The following is a 16073-nucleotide window of genomic DNA, read 5'->3' as shown; positions in this document are numbered from 1 at the left end:
GCGTCTGGTATTTGTCGGGCCCAGCTTATATTTACCCACCATTTTTAATTATTGATGCACAACACGATCTCACCTGCAAAGCCCCATTACCAGGTTCTCGACGGCCTGCGTGGCATAGCCGCCATAGCCGTTGTTATCTTCCATTGTTATGAAATACTGACGCCGGAATTGACGAAAAACCCGATCGCACATGGCTATCTGGCCGTGGACTTTTTCTTCTGTCTCTCCGGTTTTGTGGTAGCGTACGCGTACGATAACCGTATTCGCACCATCGGCGTAAAAAAGTTTCTCGTCAACCGGCTGATCAGGTTACAGCCCCTGGTAGTGTTGGGAACCCTGCTGGGCTTGTCAGGCTTTTTCTTTGATCCGTTTCTCACTGTGTCGCCGGTGCAGGAATTTGGCTGGGGCAGGATCCTGTTAGCCACACTCTGTTCGCTGCTGTTGCTGCCAGCGCCTATTCTCGGCCGTTATGAAAATGTGTTCCCCCTGAATGCGCCAGCCTGGTCCTTGTCGATGGAATATTTTATCAACCTGGTGTATGCCTTTGTGTTGGTACATCTTTCTAAAAAGGTGCTGTTGGCTTTTCTTGCAGCGGCCGCGATCTTTGTCATAACGGTCACTTACCTGCATGGAGGCATTTCCGGAGGTTGGGGCGCGCCGAATTATGGGGATGGCTATGCCCGGGTGTTATTCTCATTTCTGGCAGGGCTCACCGTCTACCGCTTTAACTGGATCCTGAAAAATAAGATCCATTTCCTCTGGTACGGCGCGGTGCTCGTGGGGGTGTTTCTTTTTCCGCATCGGGAGAATGACTGGATCACGGAAATGCTTTTCGTGATAGGTTTATTTCCATTGATCGTTTCGGGCGGGGCGGGTACACAGGTGTCGGGCTGGTTGCGCCAGTGCTGTATATTTCTGGGCGCGATCTCTTATCCATTGTACATGGTCCATTACTGGATGATCTGGATATTGGGGAACTATGCGGCTACCGATCCGGGCCGGCAAAAGTTGTATCTGTTCTCAGGAGCGATCCTTATTCTGTCACTGATATTAGCCTGGGCGGCCCTGAAATATTTCGATGAGCCGGTGCGTAAATGGCTGACAATGAAAGCGAAGGGTAAAAAATAATAATCCTTAAGTCATAAATCAAAGATTCCGCGTATCTTTGCGCTCCGTTTAAAAATCCGATGTTATCGGAACGGATATTTCCTGAAGAGGCCCGACAAGGATTCACCCCGTGGTGAAACGCCTCAAAGGTGTAACAATTAAATTAAAATTTACCATGCCTAAGGTAAAAACAAACTCGAGCGCAAAGAAGCGTTTCAAAGTAACAGCAACCGGCAAGATCACTCACCAAAAGAGTTTCAAGCGTCACATCTTAACCAAAAAATCTACTAAGCGCAAACGCCACATGCGTATTGATGGTGTTGTAGCCAAACCAAACGTAGATTTTGTAAAACGCTTATTAAGATTGAAATAAAAGTTGTCTCAACTCATTGTCAGCTTTTAAACTCGTAAACATTTAAACTCTTTCAAACATGCCACGTTCAGTAAATGCAGTTGCTTCTAAAGCCCGCAGAAAAAAAATATTAAAACAAGCCAAAGGTTTTTACGGCAAACGTAAAAACGTATATACCGTTGCTAAAAACGTTGTAGAAAAAGGGATGACTTACATGTATGTAGGTCGCAAATTAAAGAAAAGAGAATACCGCACTTTGTGGATCGCGCGTATCAACGCTGCGGTGCGTGAAGAAGGATTGACTTATTCTCAGTTCATCAACAAATTGCAAACAAAAGGTATTGAGCTGGACAGGAAAGTATTGGCCGATCTGGCTATGAACAATCCGGAGTCTTTCAAAGCTCTGGTAGCTTCAGTGAAATAAGATCCTGTTACCAATTGATTCTAAAGAGCATCGGCTTTGGCCGGTGCTTTTTTTATGCCCCTTTGTAAAGACTTGTACAGAAGCTCATCGAGCAGTCGTAACCCGTCAAAAACATAATCTTTTTTTTACTTGATCAAGTATTTGATTATTAAATGTTTACTATTTAATTGTAATTACGACATTATTTATATTATTTAAATTTTGAATATATATACCTACATTCGCCGCGAAATCCAGTGATTCCTCAAGACCACATGTCCGATGGCATCACCTAATCCAAACCCTTTTGTAAACTGTAAATGTAACTCGCTCATGAAAAAGAATTCCATCCGGATGTTCGCAATCATCCTGACACTATTATTGGGAAAATATGCTCAGTCCCAGGTAAAGATGGGTGATAATCCTACCTCTATTTCAACCTCTTCAGCACTTGAAATCGAGAGTACCTCCAGGACCCTTGTACCGCCACGCATGACCACTGAGCAAATGAATGCCATCAGCACTCCTTTAAGAGGCGCTGTTATATACAATACTTCCCGTTCCTGCCTGTTCCAATATAACGGATCGTCGTGGGAAAGTCTTTGTACCGCGTACACACCCCAGGTGTTTCAGGCCATTGGTACGGATGCCGTGACTGTCCAGGAGGGTGGTTCAGCAACAGTGCCCGGCGCCCAGCTTAACATCACGGTACCTTCTGGTCAAACACGTCTGGCTCTGATAACCGTCACCGGGTATGCCATTGGAAATTATGCATCGACGACGGAGGCGGAGGGGCAAGCCGGTCAGGGCACGTTTAGCCTGCTGCAAGACGGAACGAAGATATCTTCTGCTTACGCGTCTTTTGTTGCCGGAGGAGATTTGAGCAATATTCCGGTACCGGTTACTTTTCAGCGAACCGTAACATTGTCCGCAGGAACTTATGTATTTACAATAAGCTATAAGTCCTGGTCTGATACCGCCTTGGTGAATATGGTCCCATCTAACTATACAGGATATGACAATGACTCGGAAAGCATGAAAACGCGTATCACTGCTACGGTGCTTCCTGTGCCGGCTTCCTGATAAACCAGTAAGGCCCGGACTCAAAAGACTTTACTGTATACCATTCATTATATATGTATGACTGCCATTTCGCGGTGGTGGCTTGCTATGTAATACATCAACGTACCCGTTTCCAATGACCCGTTGGAAGAACGGAGCTACGCTCTATTCGTTTTAATAAAAGCTAAAAAGAATGAAAAAAATAATATTGATTGTATGTGGTGTTTCATGCGTGATCGCTGCCACAGCACAGACCGGGAATCGGATATTTTCCGGTGCAGAAGCCACAAATTTTGGCGTTGTCAATTTCACAGCTGCCAATGGCGAAAGCTGGCAGACCGACCGGTCGGCTACACCAGGTTATTTCAGCGCGATAGGCGGCGCTACTTATAATGGTGCTGCCGACGGCACAGACTATGTAGATGGATATGTAAAATACTACGGCGGCAATAGCCCCGCCGACTCTTTTATTTTCCCGGTGGGCCAAACCACTGACCTGAGAACACTCAGGATCGATGCGCCCTCCGCAACAGGTATATACGCCACGGCCTGGATAGCCGATGATCCTTCCAGCGATTCAGACCCTACATCGACCGGCGCTTCGGGCGGAGCGCACAATCGCAGCAGCGTAGCGCCTCCCATCGTGTCCGTCAGCGATGCAGGACAGTGGGACTGGCAAGACCTGAGCGGCGATGCCAACGGAAAGCAAATAACGGTAAGCATCCCGGATCAAACCGATTTTGCACGCAAGAATAACTTACGGCTGGTTGGTTGGAATGGCACTGCCTGGGTGGATCTGAGCGGAGATTCAACCGCCAGCGGCAATACCGAGAACAGCACTTTGAGCGGCACAATGATCAGCGGGATCAGTGCGATCGGCATGGGCTCCACGTCCACTGCCTTACCCGCTGTTTTCGGACCCCTGAGCGCGATCTACAAAGGCGGCCTCTTGCTGGTAAAATGGCAGACACTGAGCGAAGAAAATTGTGAGAGATACGTCGTCGAAGGTTCGTGGAACGGATCGGAATGGAAAGAGCTGGGAACCGTGGCTTCCAGTGCCAAAGACGGTAACTCTGACGTACCGATCGACTACGAATTCAAAGGAGGTGGTTTCCCGGCAGTCATGGCCGCTGGATTATTGGCGCTGTTGTTATTCCCGGCCCGGGCTTCCAGGAAAAAAGCCTTCTGCTTCTGCGGTATAGCTATCGTGCTGTTTTTTGCTGCCTGCAACAAAAAGTTTGACGATGTGTCCGGATTGCAGAACGCTGGGGTTAAGTTCATCAGGGTCGCTCAATACGACTTTGATGGCGGAGTTCGCTACACCAAAGTAATCAAAGTTGTTGCCGAATAGCAACGAGTAAAGCGTTGCTTAGCAGTTCGGGGCAGCGCTTTTGTTTTCTATCATTGACAGCCGGAACGTCCGGTCAGTGTCACTTTTACAAACAATAATATTCTTTAATCAAAAAATCAATTGAATCATGATCAAAAAGCTAGCGCAGCCAACATTAATAATGACCCTGTTATTAATGTCTCTGAAAGCCAGCTCTCAGGTAAAAATGGGCGATAATCCTTCAACCATTAATCCGCAGGCAGTATTAGAACTGGAAAGTACTAATAAGGCCTTTTTGCCTCCCCGTATGACGACAGAACAAATGAACGCGATCACGACGCCAGGCGCTGTTGTATATAATACTGACGAGGGCTGCCTGTTTACCAGGAATGCGACGTCATGGGTCTCGAGCTGCTCCGTACCTTCGAAGGTGTTGTTGAGCGATAACAATCCTTTCTTTTCGGCGATCGGATCATCCCGGATCAGCTCTTCGGGTACCGATCAATCCTATACCAGCGGGCCGGTCGTTCTTGCCGACAGCGCTACGGTATCGCTCAATTTTTCTGCATTGCTGGACGACTTCAAGAAATCCGATAATACCTTTTTCAGCGGCGGCGAAGGGGAGCCGGCAAAGGTATATTCTGTAGAAGTACATCACCGGATTGATGGCGGGGCGTTCACCAGCGTCTATATAGATGCACAACCGTTTTCCACTACAGATGGCTATGCGACGGGCTTCTACACACTTTCGGGTTCCAGGGCATTGGCGTTGGCTCCGGGCTCCCATGAGTTCCGTTGCACTTTCAGGGCATTTGCTACTGATGCAAGCGGACTGAGTTACCAGGTAGCCAACACCGGCGCATCCTTTTTCGAGGCGGTCCGGTTGTAGGAAGGTTTGAGAGTGACTAAAAAAGACTTTCGTTGAAACCAATTTAAGGGGGCGATACCAAGTATCGCCCTTTTTCTATCCCGTGTCCGGTGGATGCCATGCTGCTGCTGCAACCGGGGGAAGCGTAATCTACCGGCGATTGGAGAAGCATCCGCTCTTAGGCCTGAAGGCCGGCACGGGCCGGGAGTTTGCCCCTGGTAAAAGCGGCTCAATGCGAAAGCTGTCGCTAATAAGGGAGGTAAAAATGCTGCCGCACACAATCATATTTATTCCCTAATTTAGCGGGCAATTTTAAACCAATAAGTGCCGGAGCAGCCGGTGTTATGGCAAATGAATAATTCATACTTAGGATTGGTTGAGCAGACCTTTAATTTTCCGCAGGAAGGAATCGAAGTAAAGAAAGGCGACCTCATTTTTAACGGCATCGATTACAAAGCCCTGGTAAAGAAATACGGCACACCGCTCAAGGTGAGCTATCTTCCCAAGATCGGCATCAATATTAATAAGGCAAAGCAATACTTCGCCAATGCGATGAAAAAATATAAGTATGATGGTAAATACTTTTATACTTATTGTACCAAGAGCTCTCATTTTTCGTTTGTAGTGGGAGAGGCGTTGAAGCACAATATCCACCTCGAAACATCATTTGCCTACGACATCGATATCATCAACCAGCTGTATAAGCGGCGCAAGATCACCAAGGATATCAATATTGTCTGCAACGGTTTCAAGCAAAAGAATTATACCTCGCGCATCGCGAAGCTGATCAATAACGGGTTCAAAAACGTTATACCTGTGTTGGACAATAAGGATGAGCTCAACATGTACAAACGCAGCGTCAAAAGCAAAGAGCCGTTTAAAATAGGCATCCGCATCGCTGCGGAAGAAGAGCCTACCTTTCCTTTCTACACTTCCCGACTGGGCATCCGGGCCAAAGATGTACTGGAGTTTTATGTCGACGAGATTGAAGGCAATGAGGACAAGTTCCAGCTAAAGATGCTGCACATCTTTTTAAATAAAGGTATTAAGGATGATATCTATTACTGGAGTGAGCTTCGTAAAAGTATTAACCTGTATTGCCAGTTAAAAAAAATCTGTCCCGAGCTGGATTCGCTCAATATCGGCGGCGGTTTCCCGATCAAGCATAGCCTGGCTTTTGAGTATGATTACCAGTTCATGATCAACGAGATCGTCAGCAATATCAAGTCCGCCTGCAAAAAAGCAAAAGTCCCTGTTCCTAATATTTATACGGAGTTTGGCAGCTACACCGTAGGTGAAAGCATGGCCCATATTTACAGTGTGATAGGAGAGAAGCGTCAAAATGATCGTGAGACCTGGTATATGATCGATTCGTCTTTCATTACTACGCTGCCGGATACATGGGGCATTGGTGAACGCTTCCTGATGTTGCCTATTAATAAATGGGATAGTGAATACCAGCGTGTCGTACTGGGTGGCATTACCTGCGATGGCCATGACTATTACGACAGTGAAGAACATATCAACGAGGTATTCCTGCCAAAGATCAAGAACGATTATGGGGTGGGTAACTCTCCGGTAAGGCCCGTTGACGCCGTGGACCTGGAGAAGAAAGAGCGGGATCAGGATGTGGAGCCCTTGTATGTCGGCTTTTTCCACACCGGCGCTTACCAGGACCAGATCAGCGGATACGGCGGTATCAAGCATTGCCTCATTCCTTCACCCAAGCATGTTATCATCGAGTACGACAAAAACGGCAACCTGGAGGAATGGGTATACGCCAAAGAGCAGTCCGCTCAGAGCATGCTGAAGATATTGGGATACCTGAGATAGTTTTTAACGATGACTGGTTCGAATATAATCAGAGGCACGGCCTGAGCAGCGTGTGCTTCTAATCAATCCTGCTATAATACCATATCATTCCGTCTGCTATGCAGTCGGGAAGGCCAATCACCAACTGCCCTTTTGAATTGATTTCAATGTGGAAGCCGCGATCAGATTCACTTGAGGTAAATAAAAGCACTTTATTTTTTTCGTCTCCGCAATCGGGCTTAAGGGATATTTCGTAATATCCTTTAAATACACTCTTGTTATCCTCTTTTCTTTCATAGGTGCCATTTTTTTCGAGAACGATAATCGTGCCGTTTCCTGCGGCGAAATCTTCTGGCTGCGTAGATCCGGGGCAAAAAGTACAGTTTGTTTTTCTAAGTTCCCAGGTGCCATAATAATCGTTAAGGGTTGATTGCAAAGCGTCTTTTTTACAGGAGCAAAAAGAAAAAACAACAATCGTGAGTGACAAGAAGGTAGCTTTTTTCATGACTTTTGGTTTTAAAGCCTTAAACGTAGCAATGCGACTTTTAGCAACACAATGAAATAAAAATGATTATCATATAACTTTGGGAATAATCTTTGCGTTAAGAGTGACAATCATTAAAACAATCGAATGAAATATTCCGCCACTACCATAGCTGCCTGTTTGATCCTTTTATTGAATGCCTGTAGCCGCAGTCATGCGCCACTGGTGAGTTCTATGCATACCGAAGGATTGCATCACAAGTGGAAAATCGACCAGAAGGCAAACAATGGTGCTGATGTGTATCTTGATCTGCGCGATGTGTACCAGTCTCATTGGTCATCGGGCTGTCATGTGTTTACCTTTACTCCTAAGTTTGACCGGCACCGGCGCATCAAGCTCGATGATATCACGAACCGCTCGATCAACTGTACAAGTGAGCTCAATTCAGATCAGGTAAGGTCCGATCTGGCGGCTGTCTACCACTTCGCTGTTACGGAAAACAAGCTCCGGCTTTCTGACAAAGGAGGCAGGATCTTATTTACCGGGACGCTGGCGGCAGACGATGAGCGCGGCAGCTTTGCCCGCAAATGGCTGATCCAAACCATGATCAACGCCGACGATGAATTGTTGCGCGAAAAGAAAGCCTTTATCGATCTGACAGACACAGATCGGGGCGCTGCAACTGTGGGCTGCAATCAATTTTCTTTTAAGATCACCGCGGACAATACCTATCATATCAGTTTCGGACCTGCAGCAGGTACCAGAATGTTTTGCAATGATGCCGCCGTTAACGAGGCGGTGCTGGTCAAAGCTTTGCCATTGGTAAGTAAGTACCAGGTCATTGGCAACCAGCTAAAACTGTTCGATAAGAACAACACTTTGCTTATCGAAGCTATCGAACCATTATAATTAACGGGATCTCTACAGGATCTGGCACCTCATTTCATTCAAGTTGGCTCTTAAAGTCATGGAGTTGGTCTATAATTTACCCTTTCATACAGGTAAAAACGGCTTTTAATATTATATTCATTTCTTTTTTTATTTGTTTTCTTTTATATTTGTAAGGACACAGATACAACAGGGGCTGCGCTAAACATTATAATCCCTGTCTTTCACCGCGCACATTTTGCATACGATTAGCATCACAACTGCTGCTTCTGTTTAACTGCTACTTTTTGAAGTATATTTTTTTTAAACTAAAACTTAATACATGGCGAAATTATTAACGCAATTTTTATTGCAGACGTATCCCTCAGACTCCAATGTTTTCCAAAGCACATCCGACGACGTAGCGAGCCGGGTGGCCGAGTTTGGCGAATGGCTGGGGCTGACCGGGTATGCATTGAACATCCTGGGAGGCCTTCTGTTGCTCGTGCTTGGATACATCATCGCCAAGTTTGTCGGCCGGCTGGTCAAAAACCTGCTCAGCAGATCGGGCATTGACAGTAAGACCAAGGGCAAAATATCTATCTCCCAGTTTGGCGGAAAGCTGATCTATTATCTGTTGATGATCATCGTGCTGATGGCTACGCTTAGTTTCATGGGCGTTAGCGGCGACGTGTTGCAGCCGCTCAACCAGATGACCAGCAAATTCTTTGGAGCCATACCTAATATTCTTGCAGCCGGCATTATCGCCTATGTGGGCTATTTCCTGGCCAAGATCGTAGCAGAGTTAATCGAAGCCTCCGGTGATAAGATCCGCGCGTGGATGCCTCGCCTTTCCCGGGTGAAAGACAACAACCAGTTGGACAACAGCCTGAACGAGGTCACACAGGATGTTAAGCAAATCAAAGCGGATGCGGCACAGATTGATATCGTGCGTATCTTAAAGAACATCGCTTTTATTTTCGTTTTTGTGCCCATTCTGATCATTGCCTTAGAAAAACTAAATATGCAGGTGATCACCCAGCCTGCGACCAACATGCTAGATACCTTTATTAACGCCATACCGTCGATCGTGTATGCTGTGATCATCTTACTTGCAGCTGCCATCGGGGGCAAATTCCTTACAGGTCTTTTAAGAGAGTTGCTCACCAGCCTCGGAACAGATAAGCTTAGTGAAAAATTGCGGCTCAACAATGTGCTGGGCAATATCAGTCTCGTGAAAGTCATTACCAGTGTAGCGTATCTGTTTATTGTGTATATCGGTATCATCGAGGCCTGCAAACAATTGCAGCTTCTGGAAGTGGTGGACATTTTAGACAAGGTATTAGCAGTAGCCGGTAAAATCGTGTTTGGTTTGCTGATCCTGGCGTTGGGAAATGTAGTAGCCAGATTTGCCACCGGCCTTTTCCTCAGGAATAAAAATACCAACACCCTGACTGCAGCCATTATACGCGGTGCGATCATTATTATCTTTTTAGCCATGGGCTTGCACGCGATGGGCATTGCTGACAATATTATCGAACTGGCCTTTGGCCTGAGCCTCGGTGCGATCGCAGTAGCTTTTGCATTGTCGTTTGGCCTTGGTGGCCGCGATGCTGCAGGGGAAGAGGTAAAAAACTTCTTTTCCAGGCTTAAAAATAAAGAATAGAAAACCGGACGCCTCAGCTGTCATCTCCAGACAGATGAAATGCTGCACAGATCCGATAAAAGGCTTCACAGAGACCACCTCTGTGAAGCCTTTGCTTTAACAACTACCTTTGCGCAAATTCTAATGTATTATTTATTAGGCCTTAACCAGGTCGTCCTCCGTTTCGGGAAAGGGCCGGGGTGGTGTAATGGCTCCAGCCACTGGCATGGTCGCTGGTCACAAAAATTTCAAATTACTATTTTGGCTTATTTCCTTACCTTTGCAGCCTTAAATTAGGGGCTCGTCGTGCCTGTGATACATGGTATTGGCAACCAGCTGTTTAAGAATTAAAAGTTTATCATTCAACTAAGAATAATCATGGCAGATTTAAAATTTCAAAGGAACTTTGGTATTGCCGCCCACATTGATGCCGGTAAAACCACCACAACCGAACGTATTTTACGATACACCGGTATGATTCACCGTATTGGTGAGGTACACGATGGCGCTGCGACCACCGACTGGATGGAGCAGGAAAAAGAGCGCGGTATTACCATTACCTCTGCTGCAGTAAGCTGTAAATGGCAGTTTCCTACCGAAAAAGGAAAAGCTGTTCCAGGTTCTACAAAAGAATATTCTTTCAATATCATTGATACTCCGGGTCACGTGGATTTTACCGTAGAGGTAGAGCGTTCTATGCGTGTACTGGATGGTCTGATCGCTTTGTTCTCGGCGGTTGACGGTGTGGAGCCTCAATCTGAGACTGTATGGCGTCAGGCTAACCGTTATAGAGTTCCCCGTATCGGTTTCGTCAATAAAATGGACCGTCAGGGCGCTGACTTTCTGAACGTGGTAAAACAAGTTCGGGAAATGCTGGGTTCCAAAGCGGTTCCTTTGCAATTACCAATTGGTGCAGAAGATGACTTCAAAGGAGTGGTGGATCTGATCAAAATGAAAGGAATCATCTGGCATATGGAAACGGAAGGAATGACTTTCGACGAGATCGACATTCCTGCCGACATGGTAGAAGAAGCAAATGAGTGGAGAGCACAATTAGTTGAAGCAGTTGCTGAATATGACGACCAGTTAATGGAGAAATTCTTCGATGATCCTAACACGATCTCTGAAGATGAGATCCATACAGCGATCCGCAAAGCTACTATCGACCTGAGCATCGTACCAATGATGTGCGGTTCTTCTTTCAAAAACAAAGGGGTACAAACAGCGCTGGATGCGGTTTGCCGCTACCTGCCTTCTCCGGTTGACGTAGAAGCGATCGAAGGAACAGATCCTAACGATACAGAAAAGAAATTAGTACGTAAGCCCGATGCAAAAGAACCATTTGCAGCGTTGGCTTTCAAGATTATGACTGACCCGTTTGTAGGTCGTCTGGCGTTCTTCCGTTGCTACAGCGGTCACCTAGATGCAGGTTCTTATGTATTAAACGTGCGCAGTGGTAAGAAAGAGCGTATCAGCCGTATCATGAAAATGTTCGCCAACAAACAAAACCCTGTTGATTTTATCGAGGCAGGTGATATTGGTGCAGCAGTAGGTTTTAAAGAGATCAAAACAGGGGATACCCTTTGCGATGAAAACCACCCGATCACTTTGGAGAACATGTTCATCCCTGAGCCTGTAATCTCCGTAGCAGTTGAGCCTAAAACTCAGGCCGACGTTGATAAAATGGGTATGGCCATCGCCAAACTGGTTGAGGAAGATCCTACACTTCGTGTAAAAACAGACGAAGATACAGGTCAGACCATCTTAAGCGGTATGGGTGAGCTTCACTTAGAGATCATCGTTGACCGTATGCGTCGTGAGTTCAAAGTAGAAGTAAACCAGGGTGCCCCTCAGGTAGCTTACAAAGAAGCATTCAACACCACGATCGAACACCGCGAAACGTTGAAAAAACAAACCGGTGGTCGTGGTAAATTCGCCGACATCCAGTTTAGCCTGGGTCCTGTAGATGAAGAGTGGCAAAAAGAAAACCCTGACAAACATTACCAGTTTGTAAATGATATTTTCGGTGGTTCTATTCCTCGTGAGTTTGTGCCAGCGATCCAGAAAGGCTTCGAGTCTGCTATGACAAGTGGTGTATTGGCCAACTATCCGGTAGACAACATGAAGATCCGTGTATTTGATGGTAGCTTCCACCCGGTGGATTCCGATGCTATGTCTTTCGAGCTTTGTGCAAAACAAGGTTTCCGTGAAGCTGGTAGAAAAGCGAAGCCTATCCTGCTGGAGCCGATCATGAAAGTAGAGGTATTGACTCCGGAGCAATACATGGGTGATGTAACAGGTGACTTGAACCGTCGTCGTGGATTGATGGAAGGTATGGATACCCGTGCGGGTGTTCAGGTGATCAAAGCCAAAGTTCCATTGAGCGAGATGTTTGGTTATGTAACACAACTGCGTTCTTTAAGCTCTGGCCGTGCATCCAGCACCATGGAGTTTTCTCACTACGCTCCTGCGCCTAACAACATTGCAGAAGAGGTGATCGCAAAAGCAAAAGGTAAAGTAACTGCTTAATTGCATATAAGCAGTTTCAAATAGATGTAAAGCCCCGGCATTTCGCCGGGGTTTTTGTTTTATCAATGTCCTGTGTCATCGTTGAGTAAAACGAGTGTTTTGAAGATGATCTTTTTCCCGATTTCGTAAATATCCATGTCACGGCACTGCTACTTTCGCGCCTCATTTAAAACCAAGGCAAAATGTGTAGAAACCAAATTTTACTCACCACTATTTTTTTATTTTTTATTGCGGTCGCAAATGCCCAAACAGGCATGATCAAAGGAACAGTGACTACATCGGATGGAGAACCATTGGCGCACGCCAGCATCCAGCTGGACGGAACCGGAACGGGTTCCGTTACAGATAAGACCGGCCAATATATTATCAACGAAATCTCTGAAGGGCACCACACTTTAACAGCGAGTATGTCAGGATTTGAAACACAACAGCGCGAAGTGACCATTGATAAAGGTCAAAGCCTTACAGTGAATTTTATCTTGACAGAACATCAACATCAACTGGAAGAAGTGGTTGTATCTGCAGGTAGAACGCGGGAGACCATTGATCAGATCCCATCATCCGTAACCGTAGTCGGGTTGAAGACGCTGCAGGACAATTTAAATATTAGCACTAATATTGGGACCATACTGGAAAACCGGGTACCCGGCCTTGCGCCCAGCTCCGGGTTGAGCAGTAATTCCGGACAAACACTTCGCGGGCGCAGCCTGCTGATCATGGTAGATGGGGTGCCGCAGTCCACACCGCTTCGTAACGGTTCGATGGATCTGCGCGCTTTAGACCCTGCCGTCATTGAAAGGGTGGAAGTGGTAAAAGGCGCTACCGCCATTTATGGCAACGGTGCAGCGGGTGGTTTGATCAATTATATCACAAGAACGGAGAAAACAGGCAAGGTTGCAAACAGTCATACTTCGCTCGGTACCACAGGGTCGCTCGTGAAAAAGGCCAACAGCGCCGGCGCACGCGTAAGTCAGATGCTTTTTGGCGACAAAGGAAAATGGAATTATGTAGTAAGCGGCATCTATGAGCAAACGGGCGAATTAAAAGATGCGAAGGGAGATATATTACCGCCTGTATATGGCTTAGGTAAAACCGATTCTTACAATGCCTTTGCAAAAATTGGTTACGATATCAGCGATCAGCACAAAGTTCAGGCTACCTATAATTTTTACTCCAGCAGACAAACTACCAATTACAATACTGTTGCAGGCGATTATGCGGCAGGGAAGAAGGCGACTGCGACACAAGGTGAATTCAATGGCGTGCCGCAGGGGGTAAAAGGCAATCATAATTTGCACCTTATTTTCTCAGGTGAAACAGGGCTAGCCAACACCCGTTACAATGCCGATGTATATTATCAAAACGTCGATAACGTTTTTTTCTATTCAGAATCCTTTGTCGATGGAGGCATATCCCGCATATTGTCTAAAAAGCAAGGTGCGCGGTTAGTACTTAATACACCGCTTAATGTTTCAAACTTAGATGCCATTTTCACCTACGGCCTGGATGTGCAACGGGACATCACCTCTCAACCTTTGGTGGATGGACGAATATGGGTACCCGAAATGGATATGAACAATATTGCCCCCTTTTTACAAACGAAGTTTACGTTTTTTGACAAATTGATACTCAAAGGCGGGCTTAGATATGAAAGCGCAAACATTCGGATTGATGATTACCAGACGCTACCTTCAAAAAATACAACAACTGGCGTTGTTACTGAACCAATAAATGTACAAGGAGGCCAACTGAATTACAACCCACTGGTATTTAATGCAGGCCTGCGCTACAATCTATCCGATTACTTTTCCCCTTACCTAAGCTTTTCGCAGGGATTTAGCGTATCAGATATAGGCAGGGTGTTACGTTCTGCAAAGGTTAATGAAATTGCTAAGATCAATACAGAAGCTGTCATCGTAAACAGCTACGAAACGGGCTTCGTAAGTAAGTTGAAAAATTTTCGATTGGAAGCGACAGGGTATATCAGTAAATCAAGTTTAGGTGCCAATAGTGTTTTTAAAGAAGGAGAATTTGTAGTGGTTCGTACGCCCGAACGCATTTATGGCATTGAGGTAACGGCTGATGTGCAAATTACCCGCAACCTGAACGCAGGCTTAAACTATAGCTATGTAGAGGGAAAGTTGGATGCTGATGACGATGGACGGTACAACGGCGAAGCAGATGAGTACCTGCCTGGTCCGCGTATTGCGCCGCCTATGCTTACCGGAAACATCGAGTATAGAATTATGCCAGGCAAACTGAATCTATTGGTTCAATATACCGGTATTATGAAAAGAGACCGCTTCGAAAAAAACAGCAAAGGCTCTTACGATTATTCTGAGGGGCCGATAAGCCCCTACAATTTGTTCAGTTCTTCTATTAACTATCAGCTGTCTCAAGGCACTTCGATAAGTCTTGGTGTTGAAAATATGTTTAACAAAGATTATTATACGGTTCGCTCGCAATGGGATACCAGGGATAATAATTATATAAAAGGACGTGGAGCAGCTTACCGGCTTACGCTCAACGTGAAGCTATAAAATAATGCATTGAATAATCAAGGGGCTGTTTTCATATTGAAGACAGCCTCTTTTGTTTTATCCTTTCCGCACATCATACTTTGCAAAGCACAAAGCAGTCAACGGCAACACACCGATCGCGAGCCATCCCCATCCTGCGATAATGCTGTAGGAGAGGATTGTAAAGATGGCCACATAAAGCGGATAGGCCAATAGCAATAAACCAAATACGATAGAGTTCAGGTGATCCGTTTTCCTAAAGAATAACAGGGCCACACATTTGATGGTCCAATACAAAGGCGCGTGTAGCGCCGCACCGCTCAAAGCAAAAGGCGCCAGCAATAATTTTTGCAGTGATGAAGTTGTTCCAAATTTTTGTAGCAGCAATTTTTTCTCCGGAGGTTCGATTTCATAAACCAGCTGTCGCAATTGTTTTTTCAGCGTTTCATTGAACTGCGTATAATTAAGACCATCGGCCTTGTTTGTTTCAAATGACCCGGCTGTTATGAAATCTCCCAGCTGGATCTCAATCTTGCTGCCCGCTTTATCGAAAGAGCTGTAATTGATCCCGGCAGGTAACACCTTCAGAGGGATACCGCCATGCCAGGCTTTGAAGGCCAGCCTTGCGGTGCCTTTTTTAAGCGGTCGCAGATGCCACTCGTTCACACACAGGCCTTCGCTGAATATCAATACGGCTTCCTGCTCCTTGAATAATTGTACACTTGCTTCGAAGGTCTCATAATTGATATTCAGGTTTTCAGCGCCTTCCCTTACCCGGTAGACCGGCAGCATCTTTAATGCGCGCAGCAGTTTAAATATCCGTTTGTTTTTAAAGGCATCGCCCCGCGCCAGAGAAGTGATCGGCACGTCAAATAATATATCAAAGATCATGGCGTCCATGAAAGAGTTGGGATGGTTGGCCGCGATCAGCAAAGGTCCCTCCGTTTGCAGCAACCCTTTTTTATCCACCTTAATCGCATGAAAAAAAAGAGGAGCGACTGCACGAACGTATATTTTAAGTATTTGATAAAGCAATGCCTGGCTGTTTATGGAGCAATTTATCAAATATGGATTGATTAGAAAGAAATAAAAACC

Annotated in this window: 13 protein-coding genes; 11 read left to right on the top strand and 2 right to left on the bottom strand. The window is 45.9% G+C overall.

Annotated elements, in window-relative coordinates:
- Nucleotides 1-54 precede the first annotated feature (54 nt).
- From ACU37H_RS06935 to ACU37H_RS06905, 7 genes are all read left to right on the top strand, one after another.
- Nucleotides 55-1128, top strand: coding sequence for an acyltransferase family protein (locus tag ACU37H_RS06935; protein WP_472702261.1), 1074 nt, complete (start codon nt 55-57; stop codon nt 1126-1128).
- 154 nt (nt 1129-1282) lie between these two features.
- A complete protein-coding gene (gene rpmI, locus ACU37H_RS06930) occupies nt 1283-1480 on the top strand; it encodes a 50S ribosomal protein L35 (protein ID WP_472702262.1) in 198 nt (65 codons plus the stop codon).
- Between the two features lie 58 nt (nt 1481-1538).
- Nucleotides 1539-1883, top strand: a complete 345-nt coding sequence (gene rplT, locus ACU37H_RS06925) for a 50S ribosomal protein L20 (protein WP_114792010.1) — start codon at nt 1539-1541, stop codon at nt 1881-1883.
- 312 nt (nt 1884-2195) lie between these two features.
- The gene (locus tag ACU37H_RS06920; protein WP_472702263.1) at nt 2196-2945 is read left to right on the top strand and encodes a phage tail-like protein; all 750 of its coding nucleotides are present in this window, start codon (nt 2196-2198) and stop codon (nt 2943-2945) included.
- 172 nt (nt 2946-3117) lie between these two features.
- Nucleotides 3118-4275 (top strand): hypothetical protein, encoded by a 1158-nt coding sequence (locus tag ACU37H_RS06915; protein ID WP_472702264.1) that lies wholly within the window; start codon nt 3118-3120, stop codon nt 4273-4275.
- A gap of 127 nt (nt 4276-4402) precedes the next feature.
- A complete protein-coding gene (locus ACU37H_RS06910) occupies nt 4403-5143 on the top strand; it encodes a phage tail-like protein (RefSeq protein WP_472702265.1) in 741 nt (246 codons plus the stop codon).
- A 330-nt stretch (nt 5144-5473) separates the two neighbouring features.
- Nucleotides 5474-6955 (top strand): type III PLP-dependent enzyme domain-containing protein, encoded by a 1482-nt coding sequence (locus ACU37H_RS06905; protein WP_472702266.1) that lies wholly within the window; start codon nt 5474-5476, stop codon nt 6953-6955.
- A 58-nt stretch (nt 6956-7013) separates the two neighbouring features.
- On the opposite strand, the gene ACU37H_RS06900 is transcribed toward ACU37H_RS06905, so the two are convergent.
- Nucleotides 7014-7439 carry a hypothetical protein gene (locus ACU37H_RS06900; RefSeq protein WP_472702267.1) on the bottom strand — a complete coding sequence of 142 codons (426 nt, stop codon included), beginning with the start codon at nt 7437-7439 and terminating at the stop codon, nt 7014-7016.
- 126 nt (nt 7440-7565) lie between these two features.
- On the opposite strand from ACU37H_RS06900, the gene ACU37H_RS06895 reads away from it, so the two are divergent.
- The 4 genes from ACU37H_RS06895 to ACU37H_RS06880 all read left to right on the top strand — a co-directional run bounded on the left by ACU37H_RS06895 (nt 7566) and on the right by ACU37H_RS06880 (nt 14999).
- Nucleotides 7566-8327 (top strand): META domain-containing protein, encoded by a 762-nt coding sequence (locus ACU37H_RS06895; RefSeq protein WP_472702268.1) that lies wholly within the window; start codon nt 7566-7568, stop codon nt 8325-8327.
- A 301-nt stretch (nt 8328-8628) separates the two neighbouring features.
- Nucleotides 8629-9951, top strand: a complete 1323-nt coding sequence (locus ACU37H_RS06890) for a mechanosensitive ion channel (protein WP_472702269.1) — start codon at nt 8629-8631, stop codon at nt 9949-9951.
- Nucleotides 9952-10308: 357 nt separating this feature from the next.
- Nucleotides 10309-12459: an elongation factor G gene (gene fusA, locus ACU37H_RS06885; protein ID WP_472702270.1), complete on the top strand. Its 2151-nt coding sequence runs from the start codon at nt 10309-10311 to the stop codon at nt 12457-12459.
- A 182-nt stretch (nt 12460-12641) separates the two neighbouring features.
- Nucleotides 12642-14999: a TonB-dependent receptor gene (locus ACU37H_RS06880; RefSeq protein ID WP_472702271.1), complete on the top strand. Its 2358-nt coding sequence runs from the start codon at nt 12642-12644 to the stop codon at nt 14997-14999.
- Nucleotides 15000-15056: 57 nt separating this feature from the next.
- Here ACU37H_RS06880 and ACU37H_RS06875 read toward each other — a convergent pair whose 3' ends face one another.
- Nucleotides 15057-16013: a 1-acyl-sn-glycerol-3-phosphate acyltransferase gene (locus tag ACU37H_RS06875; RefSeq protein ID WP_472702272.1), complete on the bottom strand. Its 957-nt coding sequence runs from the start codon at nt 16011-16013 to the stop codon at nt 15057-15059.
- Nucleotides 16014-16073 lie beyond the last annotated feature (60 nt).

Source organism: Niabella sp. ZPM-14, from assembly GCF_055693045.2.
Note: the sequence above shows the minus strand (reverse complement) of the source record. Positions and strands in the feature narration are given on the sequence as shown.